Annotated in this window: 18 protein-coding genes and 3 pseudogenes; 6 read left to right on the top strand and 15 right to left on the bottom strand. The window is 66.9% G+C overall.

Features of this window, described 5'->3' with window-relative positions; all coding sequences use genetic code 11:
• Positions 1-12 precede the first annotated feature (12 nt).
• The 5 genes from ACIBEI_RS04875 to tcuA form a co-directional block, all read right to left on the bottom strand.
• Positions 13-1,878 carry an SIP domain-containing protein gene (locus ACIBEI_RS04875; RefSeq protein ID WP_398885170.1) on the bottom strand — a complete coding sequence of 622 codons (1,866 nt, stop codon included), beginning with the start codon at positions 1,876-1,878 and terminating at the stop codon, positions 13-15.
• A gap of 415 nt (positions 1,879-2,293) precedes the next feature.
• Entirely contained in the window at positions 2,294-2,707 is a 414-nt protein-coding gene (gene panD, locus ACIBEI_RS04880) for an aspartate 1-decarboxylase (RefSeq protein WP_398885172.1), read from the bottom strand.
• A gap of 74 nt (positions 2,708-2,781) precedes the next feature.
• On the bottom strand, positions 2,782-3,057 hold the full coding sequence (locus tag ACIBEI_RS04885; protein ID WP_152173485.1) for an MbtH family NRPS accessory protein: 276 nt from the start codon (positions 3,055-3,057) through the stop codon (positions 2,782-2,784).
• A gap of 21 nt (positions 3,058-3,078) precedes the next feature.
• On the bottom strand, positions 3,079-4,455 hold the full coding sequence (locus tag ACIBEI_RS04890; RefSeq protein ID WP_398885175.1) for a lysine N(6)-hydroxylase/L-ornithine N(5)-oxygenase family protein: 1,377 nt from the start codon (positions 4,453-4,455) through the stop codon (positions 3,079-3,081).
• Between the two features lie 155 nt (positions 4,456-4,610).
• A complete protein-coding gene (gene tcuA, locus ACIBEI_RS04895) occupies positions 4,611-6,059 on the bottom strand; it encodes an FAD-dependent tricarballylate dehydrogenase TcuA (RefSeq protein WP_398885177.1) in 1,449 nt (482 codons plus the stop codon).
• A 793-nt stretch (positions 6,060-6,852) separates the two neighbouring features.
• On the opposite strand from tcuA, the gene dapB reads away from it, so the two are divergent.
• A complete protein-coding gene (dapB, locus tag ACIBEI_RS04900; protein WP_398885179.1) occupies positions 6,853-7,599 on the top strand; it encodes a 4-hydroxy-tetrahydrodipicolinate reductase in 747 nt (248 codons plus the stop codon).
• A 284-nt stretch (positions 7,600-7,883) separates the two neighbouring features.
• Entirely contained in the window at positions 7,884-8,150 is a 267-nt protein-coding gene (locus ACIBEI_RS04905; protein ID WP_398885181.1) for a hypothetical protein, read from the top strand.
• Positions 8,151-8,220: 70 nt separating this feature from the next.
• Here ACIBEI_RS04905 and ACIBEI_RS04910 read toward each other — a convergent pair whose 3' ends face one another.
• Positions 8,221-8,631, bottom strand: a complete 411-nt coding sequence (locus tag ACIBEI_RS04910; protein WP_398885183.1) for a hypothetical protein — start codon at positions 8,629-8,631, stop codon at positions 8,221-8,223.
• 2 nt (positions 8,632-8,633) lie between these two features.
• Between ACIBEI_RS04910 and ACIBEI_RS04915 the strand changes: the two genes are divergently transcribed.
• The gene (locus ACIBEI_RS04915; protein WP_398885185.1) at positions 8,634-8,909 is read left to right on the top strand and encodes a hypothetical protein; all 276 of its coding nucleotides are present in this window, start codon (positions 8,634-8,636) and stop codon (positions 8,907-8,909) included.
• A gap of 109 nt (positions 8,910-9,018) precedes the next feature.
• Positions 9,019-9,648 (top strand): hypothetical protein, encoded by a 630-nt coding sequence (locus tag ACIBEI_RS04920; RefSeq protein WP_398886281.1) that lies wholly within the window; start codon positions 9,019-9,021, stop codon positions 9,646-9,648.
• 812 nt (positions 9,649-10,460) lie between these two features.
• On the opposite strand, the pseudogene ACIBEI_RS04925 reads toward ACIBEI_RS04920, so the two are convergent.
• From ACIBEI_RS04925 to ACIBEI_RS04960, 8 genes and pseudogenes are all read right to left on the bottom strand, one after another.
• A pseudogene (locus ACIBEI_RS04925) lies at positions 10,461-10,940 on the bottom strand (IS5 family transposase); the annotation flags it as partial.
• 53 nt (positions 10,941-10,993) lie between these two features.
• A pseudogene (locus tag ACIBEI_RS04930) lies at positions 10,994-11,949 on the bottom strand (IS481 family transposase).
• Positions 11,950-12,330: 381 nt separating this feature from the next.
• A pseudogene (locus ACIBEI_RS04935) lies at positions 12,331-12,747 on the bottom strand (ISAzo13 family transposase); the annotation flags it as partial.
• A gap of 158 nt (positions 12,748-12,905) precedes the next feature.
• Positions 12,906-13,397 carry a hypothetical protein gene (locus tag ACIBEI_RS04940; protein WP_398885187.1) on the bottom strand — a complete coding sequence of 164 codons (492 nt, stop codon included), beginning with the start codon at positions 13,395-13,397 and terminating at the stop codon, positions 12,906-12,908.
• A gap of 452 nt (positions 13,398-13,849) precedes the next feature.
• Positions 13,850-14,173: a transposase gene (locus tag ACIBEI_RS04945; RefSeq protein ID WP_398885189.1), complete on the bottom strand. Its 324-nt coding sequence runs from the start codon at positions 14,171-14,173 to the stop codon at positions 13,850-13,852.
• A 7-nt stretch (positions 14,174-14,180) separates the two neighbouring features.
• Positions 14,181-14,372 (bottom strand): hypothetical protein, encoded by a 192-nt coding sequence (locus ACIBEI_RS04950; RefSeq protein ID WP_398885191.1) that lies wholly within the window; start codon positions 14,370-14,372, stop codon positions 14,181-14,183.
• A 393-nt stretch (positions 14,373-14,765) separates the two neighbouring features.
• Positions 14,766-14,915, bottom strand: a complete 150-nt coding sequence (locus tag ACIBEI_RS04955) for a hypothetical protein (protein ID WP_398885193.1) — start codon at positions 14,913-14,915, stop codon at positions 14,766-14,768.
• 375 nt (positions 14,916-15,290) lie between these two features.
• Positions 15,291-15,629 carry a thioredoxin family protein gene (locus tag ACIBEI_RS04960; protein ID WP_398885195.1) on the bottom strand — a complete coding sequence of 113 codons (339 nt, stop codon included), beginning with the start codon at positions 15,627-15,629 and terminating at the stop codon, positions 15,291-15,293.
• A gap of 290 nt (positions 15,630-15,919) precedes the next feature.
• On the opposite strand from ACIBEI_RS04960, the gene ACIBEI_RS04965 reads away from it, so the two are divergent.
• On the top strand, positions 15,920-16,114 hold the full coding sequence (locus tag ACIBEI_RS04965; RefSeq protein ID WP_398885197.1) for a hypothetical protein: 195 nt from the start codon (positions 15,920-15,922) through the stop codon (positions 16,112-16,114).
• Between the two features lie 448 nt (positions 16,115-16,562).
• Here ACIBEI_RS04965 and ACIBEI_RS04970 read toward each other — a convergent pair whose 3' ends face one another.
• Positions 16,563-18,488: a helix-turn-helix domain-containing protein gene (locus tag ACIBEI_RS04970; RefSeq protein ID WP_398885199.1), complete on the bottom strand. Its 1,926-nt coding sequence runs from the start codon at positions 18,486-18,488 to the stop codon at positions 16,563-16,565.
• A 184-nt stretch (positions 18,489-18,672) separates the two neighbouring features.
• Between ACIBEI_RS04970 and ACIBEI_RS04975 the strand changes: the two genes are divergently transcribed.
• Complete coding sequence (locus ACIBEI_RS04975) at positions 18,673-20,148, top strand: short-chain fatty acid transporter (protein WP_398885202.1); 1,476 nt, start codon at positions 18,673-18,675, stop codon at positions 20,146-20,148.
• The last annotated feature ends 226 nt before the right edge of the window (positions 20,149-20,374 follow it).

Consider the following 20,374-nt stretch of genomic DNA (forward strand, 5'->3'; position numbering starts at 1 on the left):
AGGCACTGAAGGTCAGTGGGTGTCGGCGGGTACGAGTTCGTGGACGGTGGTGCCCCATCCGACGGTGTGTGTGGTTGTGCGGACCAGTCCGGCGCGAGTGATCACCGAGTCGAGTTCGGCCGCGGTGCGCAGGCCGGAGCCGTGCACGGTGAGGCCGAGCAGGTCCGCTTCGCCGTCGTGCTCGTCCAGGGCGCCGGTGTCGAAGAGTTCCTCGATCAGCAGCACGCGGCCGCCGGGGAGTAGGTTCTCGGCTGCTCGGCGCAGTGCGTGGGCGGCGTCCGGGTCGGGCAAGGCTTTGAGGGCGCGGCTGATGAACACGGCGTCGGAGGCCGGGCCGGGCTCGAAGACGGATTGCTCAACCACGCTGACCCGCGCGCGCTGCTGCTCGTCGGGGATGGTGGCGGGCAGGTCGCGGCACAGCCAGTCGGCCTGGGCGGGCAGCGCGCAGATCGTCACGCGCAGGTCTTCGTGGACGGCGACGAACTCGCGCGCCTGGGCGCCCGCACCGCCGGAGTGGATCACCAGATGCCGGACCCCGGCGAGCAGTTCGGACTTGGCGATCGACACGGCCAGCGCGGACTGGAACTTCGCCAGGCGTTCCAGGTAGCGGTCCTCGTAGCCCTGTTCGGCTCGCACGTCGGCGAAGGTCTGCCCGGTCACAGACGCGTAGGAGGGACGGCCGGTGCGGATGGACTCGGTGAGTCCATGGACGCCGAGCATCTCCCGGCCCACCACCCCGGCAGGGTGCAGGGTGTCGGCCATGAAGTCGTTGGTCAGAACCTCGCCCACCGCCGTCAGGCCGTAGTGGCCCGGTTCGGTCTCGGTCAGGATGCCCACAGCATGCAGGTAGCGCAGCAGCTTGCCCAGCGCTCGCTCATCGCTTTCGGTCCTGCCTGCCAGGTCCGCGACACCGGTGACGCCGCGTGAGATCAGCTCGGGTACGCCCAGTTCGACGGCGGTGCGGATCGCGATCGGCCGGATCAGCTCGGTCAGCTCATGGAGCCTCTCGAAGGGCGTGATCGACTTCTCGGGGTCGGGTATCGCCTCGTCAGTCCCCAGGACGACGACCTCGCCGCGGCGCCAGTATCCGGTGAACTCGATGTCCTCCTTCGGCATGGCCCGGTCCTCGACCAGATGGCGGCGCAGATCCCGTACGGCCGTGTGCTCCCCGGCGATCCAGGCGAACGGGCGGCCCTCCCACCAGTTGGTGTTCCCGACCGCGTCCCGCAGGAGGCTGGTCGTACCCGCCTCAGCGCCGTCGCGTACCAACCAGGTCACCTCGACGTGCGGCAGCGCCCGCAGTTCCAGCCGGTGAGCATCCTCGGCGACCTCGACGAACACCTGTGCCCGCGCGTTGTCAGGTAGTTCGTCGAGCAGGCGGGCGATCGCGGGTATCGCAGTGTCGTCACCGGAGACAAGGAGCCAGTCCGTGTCGTGCGGGAGTGCACGAGACGCGCTCGGGCCGTAGAAGTGGACGCGGTCACCGACCTGGGCGCGGTACGCCCAGGTGGTACCCACGCCGACGCCGTGCCTGACGAAGTCCACGTCCAGCTCGCCTGTCTCGGGGTCCCAGCGACGCACCGTGTAGACCTTCGACAGGGGCCGCGGGTTCCTCGGCAGGTCCACACCCTTCTCCTGCTGCACCGGCAGCACCGGCTTGGCACGGCCGGGGTGACGGAACACCAGACGGATGTCGTCATCGAATCCAGAGGAGTCGAAGGCCGGCTGCGGGAAGCCGTTCGCCGAGGTGAACTCGCGGAGCTGCTCGCCGCTCAGCGTGATCCGTCGCATCCCCGGCGTCAGGTCCACCACCCGCACGACTTCGACCTCCCGCAGGGTCAGGGGGTGCACCGTGAGACGGCGTGAGGTCTTCGGCATGCTGAGAGCGGGCCTTTCGGATCTTCTTCCGGGCTGATGAGACCGCGCTCCATCGACGCAAGCCTCGGATCATATTAGGTAACCCTTACCTAAAAAGCCAGCTATGAACACCGGCGGCCCGCCGCCGACTTCGGGAGCACGGTCGACAGCGACAGGCCCTTCTGCACTCATTCAAGGTTGGCCAGTGAGTGCACGACGGCGGGGTCGATGTTGGGGTTGGCGGCCCTCGAAGAAGACTTCCTGGATCGCGGCGTAGAGATCGACCTTCAGAACCGGCGGCATGCCCGCGAAACCACACTGGTCGCGTCGGGTGCCGGTGGCCGGCTCAACTTCAGTGGGCCACTGCAGTTGCCGGTGGAGAACCATGCCGCCCACAAGCACCCGTTCGCGATATCACCGGCTTGGTGCCGAAGGCTCACCTCACGCGAGAAGAAACCTGATCGTCCGCCCCTGGGACCGGCTCGGCGAGGTCGTTGCCCAAGGCGATGATGCGGTTGTTGGCGTCGACGTGTACGACCTTGGGCTGGTAGCCGGCCAGTTCGGACTCCTCGGCCAGCACGAAAGACATGATGATCACCAGGTCGCCGGGGTGGACGAGATGTGCCGCCGCCCCGTTGATGCAGATTTCGCCACTTCCAGCGGGCCCGATGATGATGTAGGTCTCGAGACGGGCCCCGTTGGTGATGTCGACGACTTGAACTTTCTCACCTTCGGTCAGGCCCGCGGCCCGCGCGAGGTCTTCATCGAGTGTCAGCGAACCCACGTAGTGCAAGTCGGCCTGGGTGACGGTGGCGCGGTGGATTTTTCCGCCCAGGACTTCGCGAAGCATGTCCGGCTCCTCTTCCTCTATGAGTTGTGCGGGGTGGGTTCTGCGAATCGGTCGATGATGTTCGGGCGGTCTTGCTACGCAAGGGCGGCATCGGAGGTGCCGGCGGCCTTGTCGGTGTTGTGTGTCTCGTACCGGGAAATGTGATCGCGCAACGACTTCGGGCGGATGTCGGTCCAGTGCTCGTCGATCCAGTCGAGTACTTCCTGGCGCGGTCTGCCGCCGGGTTCGCCGTACGCGATGCTCCAACCGGCCGGCACCGGCTTGAACGTCGGCCACAACGAGTGTTGCTCCTCGCGGTTGATCAGCGCGTAGAAGGAACCGTTGTCGTCGTCGAACGGGTTTTGGGCCATGAGTGTTGCTCCTCGTTGTTCCTATCGGGGGTCGGTCCGGATCGCAGCGGGCAATCGTTGCTGGGTGGCGGGGTGATCGGGCTGCTCGCCGGTGATCGCACGCAGAATGTCGGCGGCGCGGATCGCGACGTTGGACAGCAGGGACGAGGTCAACCCGTGACTGTGCAGGACCCCGCCGTTGAGGAAGATCCGTTCGGGAACGCCGCGCAGACGCAGCCGGTAGTCACGCTCGACGATCGGGAGATCTCCCTCGAACGAGGACGACCCGTCAATGCTCGGCCCAAGCATGCTGCGGGTGTCCGCGGGACGGAACCCGGTGGCGAAGACGGCAGCGTCGACCTCGAGCGTGGTGCTGCCCCGGTTTCCCAGGTCACGGATCGTCACTGTGACTCCGTCGGAGCCCTCGCTCAGCCGCTCGATCCCGGTGACCCGGTGCACGATCAACCGACGCACACCACGCGTGCTTTCGTCGTACTCACGCTGGTAGAGATCCTTGATGAGGTCGGCATCGACGGCGGAGTAGTTGGTCTGCCAGTGATAGTCCAGCAGTTGCTGCTTGAGCTCCGGCGGTGCCGTGTAGAACTCGTCGACCGCCTCCGGATCGAAGATGCGGTTGGCGTAGGGCGTGTCATCGGACGGGGTATAGCCGTACCGGCGGAAGGACGCGTGTACTTCGGCATCGGGATACGAATCGTGCAGGTACGCAGCGACCTCCGCCGCACTTTGCCCGGACCCTACGACAAGGAAACGGCCGTGCGGCCGCGAGGGCAACTCGGCGAGCCTGTTCAGCAACTGATGGTTGTGGAACACCCTGGCTCCCGGCACGATCCCCTCCGGCAGCACCGGCCGGCTACCGGAGCCGATCACCACATGACGTGCCGCGACCCTCGTCACCTCCGAGCCGTCGACCACGGACTCGAGCGTGACCTCGAACCTCCCGCCACTCCAGTCGATACAGGTCGCCCTCGTACCGTAGGAGACCGGAAGGTCGATCCGGCTCGCGGCCCAGCTCAGGTACCCGTGGAACTCACGTCTCGTCGGGAAGAACGTCTTGAGATTGATGAAGTCGGACACCCGCCCCTGCTCGTGCAGATAGTTCAGGAACGTGAACGGACTGGTCGGGGTCCGCAGCGAGACCAGATCTTTCAGGAAACTGATCTGCATGGTCGCGCCCGGCAACAACATCCCGTCATGCCACCCGAATTGCCGCCGGACATCGACAAACCTCGCCGTCAGCCGCCGGCCCGCACGACGACGATCATTGAGTTCCTCAATCGCGATCGCCAGGCTCAGATTTGACGGCCCGAAACCGATACCAAGTATGTCGACCTCGCCGTCGCCACGATCTCCCGATCCGAGACGACGGTCACCGCCCTTGACCAACTCATCCTTCGTCATCCGGCAATGGCCCCTTTTGCCACAGGTCGCGAACGAACGGCGCAAGGAACGGCCATCCCTCATCGAAGGCCAACCGTAGCACCAATAACTTAGGTAAACCTAACTTCGGCCGGTGTACGCCGCAAGCCACCGCGACACCTGTCCTGGGCAGCGGCTCAGGCGAGCGAGCCGGCACGTCGCCCGATCACCATTCCCGCGGTCAGGCCAGCGCCTGTCGGGTAGTTGGCGCTGAAGAGCCCGCCGAGCGTTTCACCGCACGCGAAGAGTCCGGGGATGGGCTCACCCGACCGATCAAGCACCCGGCCATCAACGTCACCGCGAAGGCCACCGAAGGTGAAACTGATTCCACAAGTCACCGGATACGCGTAGTACGGCGGCGCCTCGACCGCCGATGCCCAATTGCTCTTGACGGGCTCCACCGCCGCGCTGCGGCCATCCTTGATCGTCGGATCGAGCGGACGGCTGGTGTCGATCGATGAGTTGAACTCCCGAACCGTCTGCACGAATCCGTCGACATCGACATCCATGGCCGCGGCAAGCTCTTCGACGCTGTTGGCGACAACCGGAACGATCCCGGGCATCTCGTACTCGTACGCTGCCAACATCGGGCGCGACTTCGCATCGAATACCTGAAACGCTACAGAACCCGGCTGTTCGAGGATCACCTTGCCGTACTTCGCGTACGTGTAGTTACGAAAGTCCGCGCCTTCGTCGAAGAACCGTTGACCCCGGCGATTGACAACGATCCCGAGCGGATAGCCGTACCGGCTGAGCCGGTTCGTCAAGGCACGATTGCTCTCGTTCTCGGGAAATGACGCGTCCCACGGAACACTGTGGCACGTCGACCAGTCGCCTCCACGATCTGCACCTATCTCCAGCGCCGCGCCGATCAGGTCACCGGTGTTGTACGGCGTGCCACGCACCTTCGCGTGCTGCCAGCCGTCTCCCAGGTAGCGCTGACGCCATTGCGCATTCGCCTCGAAACCGCCGCTGGCGATCACCACCGACTCCGCCGGAAGCTCCTGATCGCCTATCCGAACGCCGACGACCGAACCACCATCAGTCATCAGCCCCGTGACCGAGCAGCCGTAGTGCACCTCAACTCCGAGTCGTGATGCGACGCGCTCATGGGCCGACATCAGCCCAGGCCCGCCGTCGACGTTGCACACGTGCGATCCACCCCAGAACACGAAGGTCCCGTCGGGACGCTCGTGAGCTTGCCGCTCGTACATCAGCTGGAATCGCAGCCCCAATGCATGCAGCCAGCGGACAGCGTCACGCGAGCCTTCGACGACAGCCTCGGCAAGTTCCTTGTCGCCCCGCCCTCCGGTGACCCGCTCCAGATCAGCCAGGAACTCCGCCGCCGGGTACGGCGGGACCTCAGTACGCGCGTGACGCTCATCAGGCTCGAGGACCTCGAGCAGGTCGCCGAGCCCGTCGTGCACCATCCGGGTCGAACCCAGGGTGTAGTAGCTGTTCCCACCGGCATGCGCCCGCGGCGCCTTCTCCAGCAGCACTACGCGTCGCCCACGCTCGGCCGCCGCGTGAGCCGCGCAGTAGCCGGCGTTGCCTCCGCCCACCACAACAACCTCCGGATCGCGCATGTCCGCCTCCCCACCGACAGCCACATTCCTTCGGCAACCAAGCTGCCTCGTCAACCCAGATGAATCGCCACCGATGACCCGACCGGCCGGCATCGACCATGGCCAGGCCAAGCCCGCGGCACTATCCGAGTGAGCCGCGGCCGGCCCTTGGTCCGCCGCTCAGCCTGCAGCAACGTAGCTTAGCCTTACCTAAATTGAATGTTCGTGTGTTCTGGACCACTGCCACTGAGGTGACGAGTCGGGCGAGGGAGCGTGCGCGCGGTAGCCCGACGGCCGGGTTGAAGGTGATCAACCGCGCCTCCCCGTACATCGCGTCGTTGAGTGCCTTGCGCGCCGTGGCCACGATCCACGCAGGGCGGTGAGGCGGCCTGTTGATGCGGCCAACCAGCTGTCCAGGGAGGGCAGGTTCGCGGTGTCGCCGACGGCCGCCGCTTGAATTTCGGCGGCAACATCCGTGAGACCGGCACCGAGTCCTACCGACTCGCTCACAGCCGCCGCACCTGACACCTTCGACCACCGCGATCGAACCCCGCGGAACCGGGCCCTACCCGGGGCTGCTGGAAGGGGTGCTGACCCGGCCCAGCGCGAGGCCGTTCGGTGGTGCCGAAACCGACCACCAGACGATGTCAGAGCTCACATCCGCAGCCAACCAGTGCGCCCGCTCAGCCCGTTGGCTTGACAGCGCTCGCGCCGCTGAAGCAGCTTCCGGCACCCAGATCCGCCCCGCTCGCAGATCCCGTCCGTGAGATTCAGGCACTGGAGCCGGGCGGTCAACATAGGTTAGGCTAACCATATGACTCGAGTTGCTGTGTTGGGGGCCCGCGGGCGGATGGGCGTGGCGTCGGTCCGCGCAATTGAGGCCAGCTCCGACTTGACCGTGGTTGCCGAGGTCGACGTTGATGACGACGTGCAAGACATCGTCGACCACAACGCTGATGTCGTGCTCGTGTTCTCGCCACCGGACGTTGCCCACGAGCAAGTCCAGTGGTGCATCAAGCAAGGGCTTCATGTGGTGGTGGGGACATCCGGCTTCGACGAGCGTGCTGTGGAGCAGATCCGCGCCGCGCTGGTCGACCATGGTGACGTCAACGTGTTCGTCGTTCCGAACTTCTCGGTCGGTGCGGTGCTGATGACCCAGTTCGCCACAAAGGCCGCCCCGTTCTTCGAGTCTGTCGAGATCATCGAGATGCATCATCCTGGCAAGGTGGACGCGCCATCGGGAACGGCGCTCCACACGGCCGAACTGATCGGTCGCGCTCGCGCCAAAGCGGGTTGCGCCCCGTCACCCGATGCCACCTACCTCGACCCACATGGCGTGCGCGGCGGGCGGATCGAGGGAGTCTCCGTACACTCGGTCCGAGTCCGTGGGTTCATGTCATCGCAAGAGGTGCTGTTCGGCGTGGACGGCGAAATTCTGAGGCTGCGATACGACTCCGTAACACGCGAGTCCCTCATGCCCGGAGTGCTCACCGCGCTACGCGCCGTCCCAAATCTCACCGGAGTGACGGTCGGACTCGACGCCGTACTGGGCCTGGACTGAAACGAAGCAACGACAGGGCAACGTATGGACCTTGCACCAGGTCCTGGCGCTGGTCGGCTCCGGAGACCGGGTGGCGACCTTCGATGCCCGCGGGATCAGCCCGATGCCTCGGCAGGCAGATTCCGACTTTCTCCGCATGCCGATCAACGACCTGGCCGATGATGTCGCGAAACTGATAGCGCACCTCGGTGGACCCGCGCACATGGTCGGAACGTCACTGGGCGCGCGCGTCGTTGCAAGAGCCGGCGCCGAGTCGCCCGGAACTCGTGCGGCGAGGAGTGGCGATGGGGGCGGACGGGCGCCTCGACGAGGTGAACGGGCGCCTGGCCGCCGGCGAGCGACAACTGTTCGATACGTCCGTGGCGTTGCCGGCTGAGTACAAGGCCGCAATCGACGCGATCTTGAACCTGTTCCCCGCGACATTGAGCGATGCCGCCAAGGCACGGGACTGGCTCGACGTACTGGGCTACTCGGCGGGGCCGATGGAATCCGGTGAGCGCGGTCAGCTCGAGGTGTCCGCCCAGCTCAACAACCGGCTCCCAGGCCGGTAGACGATGAGCGATGGCGTGTGCCGGTTCCGCTCGGGCGCCCAGGATCGGATCTCGTCACAGAGGTAGTCGGTCAGCTCGTCGACGGACGGGCGTGACCGATCGCGCCCAACTCCCATCGCACCTCGTCGCCGGATTCCAGCCGACGGGCGGTGAGGTGGACCAGCGTGTCGCCGTCGACCAGCGCCAGGCGCCACCACCCTGCCACCGGACCGCACACCTCGGGTGGGACGTCGGCGTGGACCTTGATCCGGCACACGCGCGGGTCGGTCACGGTCAGGCGGAGCCAGAGCGCGTCATACGACTCGTTCCTGCCGATCGTGGTCCCCGACCACGCGGTGACACGCGGCTGGTCGAGCACCCCGCGCAGCGATTCGGGGTCCACGGCCTGGTCGCGTTCCCGGTGGAGCGTGACCAGTTCATCGGCGGTGATCGAGCCGCTGCGTTCGCCCTCGCCGTCACGACCAGGTATACGAAGCCACACAGGTGGAGCGAATCGGACACCAGGCAGCCATCGGTGTAGGTGAAGGCGACGCTGCGTCCCTGGCCACGCCAGCGCAGCGGGGCGACCAGCCGTCCTCCAGGCGCGAGCCGGGCCCGGCTCACCGGGGCCGCGCCGACTACGGCTCGCAGGTGATCCGCTTCGCCGCAGCCGGGCAGGAGGTCGACTTCGACCCGGCTGCCGCACCGCTGCTGCAGTGTCAACTCGAAGGCGGATGGTGGACTCTGGCCGATCTGGCGAGGGAGCCGGCCTCTCCGTGAGCGATGCGGCCAGCGTCGCAGGCGAGCTGGTGGGCGGTCAGATTGTCTGTGTCCGGGCAGGTCACGGGTGACCGCCGCGCTGGCGCTCGGCACGTACCGGCTTCGGGACGTGGCCGCCGCGGCCCGGTACGCCGCCGCCTCCGGCACCAGCTGGTTGGACACCGCGCCCAACTACCGCACGGCCGCGCCCAACTTCTCCTTGCCCCAGTCCTCTCCGAGACACCCGCGCCTGCAGGTCGCGGCGAAGGTCGGATTCGTCACCCCGCAGACCAGAAAAGCCGTCTCGGCAGCTGGCATCCTGCCACCCAGAACACACCACAGCCTGCATCCTCGCTACGTCCGGTGGCAGATGGAACGCAACCGGCACGAACTCGGCCGGGACCGCATCGACACCCTCTTGCTCCACAACCCCGACAACGGGCGCGGACCCATCGCCGACGCCACCGCCCGGGGATGGGACGTACACGCTTCCGCGCCCCTTCACGGCGGAGGGCTGCCGCACCTGGCCACCGCCGAGCTCGCGGACCTGCTCCACCCCCGGCTGAGCATCGCCCAAGCCTTCCTCCTGGCCGTCGCGTCCTGCCCGGCGTCTCAAAAGTGCTGCTGTCGGCCTCGACTCCGGCACACTGGGACGCCGCTCGCACCGCCCTCGACGAACCGCCCCTGCCCGCCGAGACCCTGCGGAAGGCCCTCATATACTCGCCCCCCACCACCCGGACTGACGAACAGCGCACCCTGACCGCCCAGTCGGCCGCCGCCCACGCCCTCGGCATCAGGTTCACCGGCCCCCGCCAGTGGGGCTACCAGGGACGCCCCCTCGGCCAGCAGGCCCGCCACCCTGCCCACGGAGCCTGCGGGCTGCGCCTCATCTCCGCCCCCGCCGATCAGGCGAACGGAAAACTCTGGGACGGCACCGTAGAGGCCGCCGCCGCGTTCCCCACCGTGCACAAACCCGCCCTGCACGCCCTCCACAACCTGGAGCACGACGGCTTCGCCTTCCGCGCAGAGCTGTCGGAGTTCATCGCCAGTGGGACGTGTTCACCCGAGCCCGTCCTGCGCACCGAACGCAACCTGGCCCCGGCATGGTGGACACGCCTGCGGTCCGACCTCGACACAATCGCCGCCACCCACACCACCCGCGTCGCCGTGCGGCAGCAGTGGATCGCACGGGCCCTCCCCCAGCACGCCGGGGCCCCCACCGGGCATCACCTGCTGGGCCACGGCCCACGGCGACTTCCACTTCGCCAACATCACCGAGGACCCATCATCTTGGACTGGGAGGGCTTCGGCACCGCCCCCCTCGGCTACGACGCCGCCATGCTGTACGCCTACTCCCTGCTCGCACCCGCCACCGCCGCCACCATCCGCCAGGAACTGCCCGTCCTGAACACCCCAGTCGGCGCCACGGCCCTCCTCGTCGTCGCCGCCGCCCTTCTCCAGTCCTGCTCCCGCGGCGACCACCCCGAACTCGCCGACCCCCTGCGCTCCCTCGTCGCCTCCCTGTCTTTGGTGTTGGCGAGGGCTCTCGAAATGGCCGTGCCCGCAGCGTCTCAGCAGAGCCAGTGGGCGGCAGCTGCCGTCACTCTCCAGATGAAACTTTGTCGTGAGACCACCCCGAGACCGGCCGAGCGCCTCAACAAGGCGATACTCGGCCGGACGGCGCCGGCGCCCCAGCACCCGGGGCGCACGGTGATGAGCACCGGCCGCATGCTGATGGGCGCGGCAGACCGTCGAATCTACGCCCACCACACTCCAGTCGAGCCGCCCCTCGCCGTCAGCGTCACCCAGGACCGTCCACGGGACAGGCTCCCACGTGCCATCTGCGGACCACCTGCGATGGCGCTCATACACCGTCTTCCAATTCCCGAAGCGAGTCGGAAGATCGCGCCACGGCAGGCGGGTGCGCTGCCGGAAGAGAATCCCGTTGATCACGCGCCGATGGCACAGCCAACGTCCGCCTCGCCCAACATTCTTGGGCAGACTCGGTTCGAGTCGAGCCCACTCGTCATCAGAGAGATCACCCCGCCCCACACTGGACAGAACGACCGCCCGACCGGCGGATTACCTGACCCATCGGACAGGCCCTAGTTGTATTGACCCGCAGGGTTGTTCACACGGGTGATCGGTGGCTTGCCTCCGAGTGCGGTGTGGCAGCGGTGGTGGTTGTAGGTGTGGAGGAAGTCTGTCAGGGCGTCGGTGCGTTCGGTGTTGCTGGTGTAGGGCCGTAGGTAGGCCCATTCGTCGAGCAGGGTGCGGTTGAAGCGTTCGACCTTGCCGTTGGTCTGCGGCCGGTAGATGCGGGTGAGCTTGCGGTGCGCTCCGAGGTCCGTCAGCGCCTGCTGCCAGGCGAAGCTCTTGCGGTAGGGCCAGGCGTTGTCGGTCAGGACCCGCTCGATGCGGTCGATGCCGCAGGTCGTGAAGAAGGCTGCGGCCCGGCGCAGGAAGTCTGCGCAGGTGGCGGCTTTCTCGTCCGGGTGGATCTCGCTGTAGGCCAGGCGGCTGTGGTCGTCGACGGCGGAGTGGATGTAGTCGAAGCCATGCTGCTGCGTCGGGCGCGGCCGGCCTGGCGGCCCAGGACCTTGTGGCCGCCGCCGTCGGGGATGCGGCCGAGTTTCTTGACGTCCACGTGGATCAGCTCGCCGGGCCGGCCGCGTTCGTAGCGGCGGATGACCTGGCCGGTGGGCCGGTCCAGGAAGGCCAGACGGTTCAGGCCGTACCGGGTGAGGATGCGGTGCACGGTCGAGGCGGGCAGACCGAGGACCGGGCCGATGCGGGCGGGTCCGAGCTTGCGGTCTTTACGCAGCCGGCAGACGCGGGCCTCGGTTGCGGCGCTGGTTCGGTGTGGTGTCGTGCGTGGGTGGCTGGAGCGGTCGTGGAGTCCGCTTTCGCCCTCGGACCGCCAGCGCCGGATCCACTTGTGGGCCGTGGGGCGGGAGATGCCCATCTCCGCGGCGACGTGCGCGACGGGACGGCCGGTGCGGACGCGGTCGATGAGCAGTCGCCTGCCGTGAACGGTCAGCCGGGCATTACGGTGGGACACGAAGGCCTCCGTGCGGTGAAGATTCGACACCTCCACCACACACGGAGGCCTTCGCCATGATCAAGCCCGGCCAGCGTTAACAACGCTCGTGATCAATACACCTAGTCGCCCTGTTCGAGCACTCGACGAGCGCATTCCAGCTCCGCAGAACCCTGCCCCTGCGCTAGTCGCCACTGGCCGTTCCCATCCTCCCCAAGGGCCGAGGTGGCCCCGGGTTCCGGTCACTCCTGGCCCCACGAACCTGTTCTGCGGGCGCTTCCCCGACCATTGAGTGCTCCGCTTGGCGAGACGGGGCGTTGACGGGCATCCGCCGGGAACGCCGAGCTCCTTCTTCTTGCTGTCCACACTGGTCACCGGGTCACCGCTGTCCATGTGGTCTCATGCCCGCTCGTTGAGGTAGCGGAACTGGGCGTCCCGATCGAGGTGCTGGGCACCTTCGATGGTCTTTGCATTGGCCTGCAGACTGAAGCCTTCCTCCCGCAGCAGGCCGGCGACCGTGTCGGCGGAGACCCGGTGGCCCTGGCGGGTCAGCTCCGCTGCCAGCTTCCGGGTCGACGTCGTCGTCCACCGCAGCAGCGACATCGGATCACCCCGCTCGTCGGGCTCGACCAACGCAAGTAGCGCCGACCGCAGCCCCGGATCAAGGTCCACGGCCTTCCTTCGGCCTCCACCAGGACGACGGACCCGTCTCAACAGAGCCTGACCACAATCCAGTTCAGCTGCACCGCGCGAGACCGCGCCCTTCCGAACCCCGGCCGCGGCGGCGGCGAGTCTGATCCCACCATGCCCCAGCGACAGCGCTTACGCCCCTATGGCCAGCCGACGCTGCCGCTCGTCCAGGTGCGGCAACGACACCTGGAACTTCGCAGCCAGGACAGCCTCGGTCCCCTCCAGTCTCCCCATACCAGAACAACGAGTCCCACAGCTCAAAGCCGCGACTTGTTTCCCGGCAAGCCCTAAGGCCGGCGGGAGGTTTTCGGTTGCAGGTCGTCTCGCATGACCTTCTGCAAAGTTTCCAAGTCCTGGAAGAACGGTTGTCTTACTTCTTCATATTCTGCCGATTCCGGTCGAAGAGGCTGCGCGGCGAGGAGTTCGCGAATGACGCGGAGCTGTCGATAGACCGGCAGAGCGGCTTGATAAACGTGATCCGGAGAAGCAATAGCCAACTCCCGCAATAGAGATTTTGCGTCACTATGTTGAGGGTCGTTATGGAAGGCATCGTGAACCCCGTCCCGCCGGACATCATCCGACTGCTCACGGAATGCAGCGACTATCATGCGGCTATGCGCCTGCGCCAGAGACGTTAAGAAGCGCGCATATACAACGCGCTTCGTCTCATTCCAGTACCGATCCTGCTCTCTGCGCGACCGCACGAGGTCGGTGACGAGCGTCGTCCCGACACCGAAGACCGCTCCGACGACTGCAACCGCGAGAGTCCCCAATCCCATGTACGCAGTGTACGTTTCCCGCTAGTTGGGAACCAGATTGCGTCTCCAGCCGCACCAACAAGACAGTCTTGCCCGAGCCCGGCGGGCCGAGGACCAACAACCGCTGGGTAGGCACCTTTCCGGCGAACAGACAAGTGAACTCTGCCCCTGCTCCACCCAGCTCCGCAGGACTCTTAGCCCACCCGCAGGGTCGCTTCCCGGCCCTCCCGGCCAGTCAGCGGCGTTTGCCCGCAACAGCTGCCACGGCTCGGCCAGATTCTCCGGAGCCGCTTTCCAGGTCACCGCGAGCGGATTGAGGTCATTGAGTCGACGTACCCGCGTCTCGGCTTCTCACTGGCTCTGGACATCTCGCGCCAACTGCTCGGCGGCCTCTTCAAATGCTGCTCGGCTGCCCGCTGAGCACTTCCCCTGAACGTCATCCAGGACAGGAACAAGCCGTTCGACATTGCGCGTTAGTTGTCGATCTTGCCCGAGGCGCCAGTGTACTGTCGGCCTCCGGCTGAGGTGATGCCCTTCTTGATGAACCCGGTGTCGTCGATAATCAATACCCCGCCCAGTCCGAGACGATCACTGATGCAATCACGGACGCCGTCACGCAGAGCCTCCACATCCCTGTGCGGCCTTGCTCCGAAACGTGTTGCGCAAGTCCGGGTACGGGCGCCAACGCACGGGCACGGCAATGTCGGCGAGTGGTGCCTTGAGGCTGGTAGAAGCTCCAAGGGGAGGAACCTGGAGAGAGGATGGACAGGCAGGGAGTGCAGGGTCGGAGACGCCAATCAGTTGTCACTCGTAGCCGAGATCTGCTTCGGAGTGCAGGCGCCACCCGTCGTACCGCTTGACCAGGACGAACGCGGTGCGCTCAAAAACGTCGTAGTACCCGGAATCCGGGTCGTGGCCATATGCGAACCAGAGCGCCTCGACCCGCGCCGTGTCCGACGTCTCGCTGACGACGGCCACATTTTCCAGTGTGGACACACCTCCGAACTCATCGGTTTTGTCGCGGTCATGAGCTTTGGCGTACTCGGCACAAAAGTCAGCAGGGCTCTGGTAGAGCATCTGAACCTCTTGGGTGCGGGTTGCGACCGGTTCGTATGAGCATGATGGCATTGTCGACGCTCACGGAAGCCATAGCTGCTCGGCTCGAACCGCGCTTCCCGCTCGGGTACCAGGGCGTTGAGGACCACAGCGCGCAAGGCTCTGTTCCTCATCGCCCGCCTTCAGGGTCTTCTGCGAGCGCCTGGCGATCCACTGCCCGATCGCGTATACCGACGTACCGTCGGCCAGCGCCACCCCACCGCCGTCGGCAACCGAAGCCGGCCAGACTTGCGGAACCTTCCGGCCTGGTCCCACCAAGGAAGCAACCTCGTATCAGGAGTCACCAGGCTCCGGCTGGGTCGGTTCGGGTACACCGGCACGCAGCGCCAGGGCGGCCCGCTCGCAGGCCCGGGCGACCTGTTCACGGAAGGGGGAGATCCGCGGGTGGGTCACCTCGAGGCGCAGGGCCGCCAGTGCCTCCACCCACTCCCCCGCACCCTCGGGCAGGTGTAGGGCTGGCCGCTCAGCCGCTGTGCCGGGCGAGGCGCCGGCGGGGCCTGGGCAGCCTCCTGGAGGACCACGGTGCACTGAACGACCTCCCCGCACCGTTGCCCGGTCCCTGCCCCCGTCGTCCACGGAACGCTCCAGGCAGCTCGGTCACGGCTTGGTGAAAAGGTTCAGCCGTTCGGCAACGCCGCAGGAGGTCGTGGCCGGGGCGGTGCAGCTGCCGCCGGACGCCACCGCCCTGGACGGCGTTATGTGACCTGTGAGGGGGTCTCAGTCCCAAGGTGTATCAGGCCGCGCAGCTCCCATGGACGAGACGTGACAGGCGTCGCGCGCACGTGCCGCAGCGGCCGCTCAGAGGTGGCCGTCCAGGAACTTCCGTACCTCGGTGATGGTCATAGGCCCCGTGCCGTGTGCCACCGCCTCTCCCTCCTTCAGCAGGACGTAGGACGGGGCTCCGGTGATCCCGTATCGCCCGGTTGCGGCCGGACAACGCGTAATGTCAGTGCGGACGACCGTCAGGCGGCCCGTGTAGTCGTCGGCGATGCCACCCACGACGAGGTCCATCACCCGGCAGGGCTCGATTGCCTTGGGCCATGTCCCGGTGAAGTAGGCGAGGACCGGAACTCCACTCATCCTGAGGATAAAATTGAACTCCTCGTCCTCACGGGGTTGGTGAACCCGCTTCGCCATGGAAGCTCCTGACCTCGCGTTCCGTCATTCCCTCCCCATCATCCCTTGCGCGGTGTGCCAGGCCGGCCCGGTCGGTGAGTGTGTCGGTCGTTTGACCCACTAGGAACGGCCGCCGCGGGCCCTCGATGAGGTGTTGGGAGAGATGGCCGTCGCAGGCCTGCGACGCTGAACGGAGCAGCCGTCGCTGCGGGCGGATCCACCCGCAGCGGCCAGCCCCTGAACTGCATCAACAGACCACCCGACTTGTCATGCAAGGACCTGACACAGGCACCCAACGCGGAGCCCGCGTCGTGCTCACCAGCAAGACCCCCGACGGCGTCCTGCAGCAGATCTGGGCACACCTGCTGGTCCACCACGCGCTGCGTGAGTTGATGGTGAGAACCGCCGCCACCCGGGGCCTGAATGCCAACCGAATCTCCTTCACCGAAACACTGCGCTCCGCCCGGCGCAGTGTGACCCTCACGCCAGGCAGCTTTTCCCCCTGACCTGCTGGTCAGAACACTCGTCCTGCTCCAGCACGACCTGCTGGAACGCCTCCTCCCCGCAAGACACCTGCGCAGCCAGCCCCGCGTCGTCAAACGCAAGAAGTCCAACTATCGGCTCAAACGGGCCGAACACCACGCCTGGCCCCAACCCACCCACACCGGCACCCGAGCAGTCCGCATCCAACCGCCCCAACCAGCAACTGTCTAACGCAACGGCATTGCGTCTAGACCGTGACGCTCTACAAGAACGGCCGCTGCAGCATGCTCCGCATGTGGAACAACGAGATCTGATCCGCGAGCCGTTCGATGGCCGGTCAGCCGCCTGCTTCAGGTAGGTGCGGCCCCGGCTCGCCGGCTGGGGCAGGCGGAGCTGGAGGCCGCACTGCGGGTTCGCCATGCCGCTGCGGCCGACGGCCGTATTGATCGACGAGTGCCTGTGCCGCATACATCACGACGTTCTCGTGCTCAGCGGATGCTCAGGTCTGTCGGCGAGCACGCGGCGGAGTTGCAGGGCCAGTTGGGTTTCCAGGGCGCGCTGCGGGGTGCTCCATTCCTCGCCGAGAACGTGTCCGACGCGTTCAAGGCGTTGCGTGACGGTGTTGACATGGACGTGCATGGCCGCGCTGGTGCGAGCCAGGCTCTGGCCGTGTTCGAAGTACGACTCGACCGTGTGCAGCAGGCTCGTTCCCCGCCGTTTGTCGTAGGTGATCAGAGGGCCGAGGACACGGTTGACGAATCCACAGGTGTCGGCGTGCCGGCCGAGGACGAGGCCCAGGAAGCCGAGATCGGTCATGGCGGCGGCCGACCCGGAGCGTCCGAGGGCCTGCAGCGCGCTGAGGCACCCGAGCGCCTCCGCGTACGCCTCCGGTGCGTCCGTGCCGGAGAGCGGGCCGCCTGCGCCGACGGTCACCGGCCGTGCGAGTGCGGTGCGCAGTTCGGCCGCGACCTCGTGGGCAACCGCGGAGGGGTCGTCACCCGGGACGAGGAGAACCGTACGTCCCTCGTGCCGGCCGGCCAGACCACCACGGGCACTTGCCCACGCGCCAGCGGCGCTCGCGATCCGCGCCGCGGGAATCGCAGCGCAGACTGCCACGGCGACCACGTGCAGTTCGTCGAGATCGGTGCCGAGCCGGCGGGCCCGTTCCCGCACGGCGAAGGAGTCGCCCTGCCGTTGAGTGAGCAGATCGGCTAGCAGTTCACCGCGCACCCGCTCCTCGGCCTGAGCGAGCGAGGAGCGAAACAGCAGAAGGAGCGCGGTCACCAGAACGCCGCGTTCGAGGATCATCCGGTCCGTGGCGTCGAGTGCGCCCGCACCGGATATCAGCAGAGCACCCAGCGGTTGCTGATCGGCCGCCACCGCGGCGACCGTGCAGGCACCGCAGGTCACACTGCGTCCCTCGGCATGTGAGCGGGCCACCGCGTCGGCCAGAGTCCGCTCGTCGGGAAAGTCGTCGGCCAAAGGCGTCGCGCCGATCCGGCTCAGCGGACGCGCGTCGGGACCCAACACCACCACGGAACCGCCGAGGACAGCGGCGATCGCGTGCGCGATGTCGTCGACACCGCCACCGCGTACTGCGAGATCGGTGAAGCGTTCGTAGGCGGCCGCGGCGCGCTCGACGGACGCACTGCGAGCCTCGACCCTCCGGTTGGCCGTGTTGAGTTCTTCCAGGGCGGTTTGCGTCTCCTGGAGCAGGCGCGCGTTGTCCAGGGCTACGGCCGCGTGGGCGGCGAGGGAACTGAGCAGGTTGACCTCGTCGCGGGCGAAGCGGCGCTCGCTGCGGTCGGCCGCGTAGAGCACGCCGATGACGGTCCCGCGCAGACGCAGCGGCACGCAGAGGATGGCGACCAGGCCCTCCTCGGTCACCGCCTCGTCGATCTCGCGCGTATGCCGGAACCGGGCGTCACCCAGGTAATTGCTGCTGAAGTAGGGCGAGGCGGTCTGGACGACGAGGCCGCCGAGTCCCGCTCCCAGGGGCATGAGCAGCTGCTGGAACTTCGCCGACACCGAACCGTTCGTCTCTCGCATGTACGCGTGGCCGCGCTCCGGGTCGTACAGGGCGAGGTAGGCGGTGTCGGTGTCAAGCAGTTTGCGTGCCCGGCGCACGATCGCCTCAAGGACGGCGTCGACGTCACGCAGGGCCACCAGGTCGCCCACCGTCTCGTACAGGGCAGAGAGTTCGGCTTCCCTGCGGCGGCTCCTGTCCAATGCCGCCCGCACCCGCAGCGCCAGGAGTTTCGACCGCTCAAGGTCGGCGACGGTCTCGGCGCTCGCCCCCAACGCCCGGGCAGCGATGAGCGGTTCCTCGAACTCGGCCGAAGGCGCGTCGCGCGCGAGGAACTCCAGGAACGTCCGGTCACTCTCCTCCAAGGTCACGTCGCAGAACGTACCGCCCACGCATGCGGCGCGGGAAGGCGATACCCCACATGAAGCAGCTGGGTGCCGTGTAGATCATCCACATTGCCTTTCGGCCAGGCGGAATTGACGATCGTCGGCATCGCATAGCTGGGTGACCAGCCCTGAACGCCCATACGCCTGTACACCGATACGAGGAGACGTGATGGCAACGGCGCCCCCGCAGGATGAGGACCGGACGGCGAGCCGGGAGAACTGGCTGGCGCGCATGGCGCTGCGTTTCACCGCCTTCACGGAGAAATGGCTGCCCGATGCGCTGGGCTTCGTCCTCGTGGGCACGTTCGCGGTCTTTGCACTCGGCCTCGCGACCGGCGAGAAGCTGCTCGGCGCCCCGTCCGATCCGGCGGCTACGACCGGGTACGGCCTGGTCGACGCGTGGGGTCAGGGATTCTGGTCGCTGATCACCTTCACGCTACAGATGGCAATGATCATTATTGCCGGGTACGCGGTAGCCGTGTCCCCGCCGGTCGGCCGGCTGATCGCCAGGGTCGCGCGAGTGCCGCGTACGCCGCGCGGCGCCATCGCGTTCACCGCGGCCGTCGCCATGGTGAGTTCGTATCTGAACTGGGCGTTCAGCCTCATCTTCACCGCCATCCTCGCCAAGGAGATTGCGCGCAGGGTCACCGGCGTGGACTACCGGGCGCTCGGCGCGATGGCCTTCCTCGGCCTCGGAACCGTATGGGCCCAGGGCCTGTCCGGGTCGGCGGCACTCCAGGTCGCCAGCGCCGCGTCAAGTCCGCCCGCAGTCCAGGCGGTCATCTCGGAGGAACGCGGCAGCGGTCTCATCCCCCTGACCGACACCATCTTCCTGTGGCAGGGCATGGCGGCCACGGCGATCATCTTCGTCATCGCCGTCACAACGGCCTGGCTCCTGTCGCCCTCACCGGAGCGCGCCAAAACCGCCGAACAACTGGGCATCGAACTGGGCCCCAGCGTCGGCGAAGAACGCTCGCAGCTGCGCCGCAGCCGGCCCGGAGAGTGGATCGAGTACAGCCCCGTCTTCGCGATCCTGCTGTTCGCGCTCGGCGCGTGGTACCTGGCCCGGCACTTCGCCCGCGCGGAGGGCAACGCCCTCAACGCCCTCGATCTCAACACGATCAACCTCATCCTCATCCTGCTCGCGCTCATCCTGCACTGGCGGCCCGTACGCCTCGCGCAGGCCGTCAAGGAGGGGACGCCCGCGGCCTCCGGTGTCCTGCTGCAATTCCCGCTGTACGGCGGCATCTTCGGGATGATCGCCTTCACCGGGCTGAGCAAGACGATCGCCGGCTGGCTGGTCTCGGTGTCCAACGAGTTCTTCTATCCGGCGTTCATCGCCATCTACAGCTGCGTCCTCGGCGTCTTCGTCCCCAGTGGCGGCAGCAAGTGGGTCATCGAGGCGCCCTACGTCCTGGATGCCGGCAACCAACTCGAGGTGAACCAGGGCTGGATGGTCGTCGTCTACGACCTCGGAGAGGCGAGCGCCAACCTGCTGCAGCCCTTCTGGATGCTGCCCACACTGACCATCCTTGGCCTCAAGGCCCGCGACATCATGGGCTACACCTTCGCCATGTTCCTGGTCTGCTTCCCCGCCGTGCTGATCCTGGTCACCCTCTTCGCACAGACCCTCTCCTTCCCCTGAGGATCAGGTCAACCGCCGGAGAAGGATGTACTGAGGCCGCGGACAATGATGTCGGCCACCATCTCGGCACGCCGGTGCACATGAGGGGCCGCCAATGGGCGCGGCTTCGACCGGGCCGGCGTAAGGGGGCGCCGCCGCCCTGGACGATCAGGTAGTGGCGCGGGACAGGGCGGATGCGGCCTTCGGCGATAGGCCGGTTCATGCGGTGTTCGAGCAGTGGGCGCAG

This window comes from Streptomyces sp. NPDC050988 (genome assembly GCF_044456225.1).
Classification (GTDB): domain Bacteria; phylum Actinomycetota; class Actinomycetes; order Streptomycetales; family Streptomycetaceae; genus Streptomyces.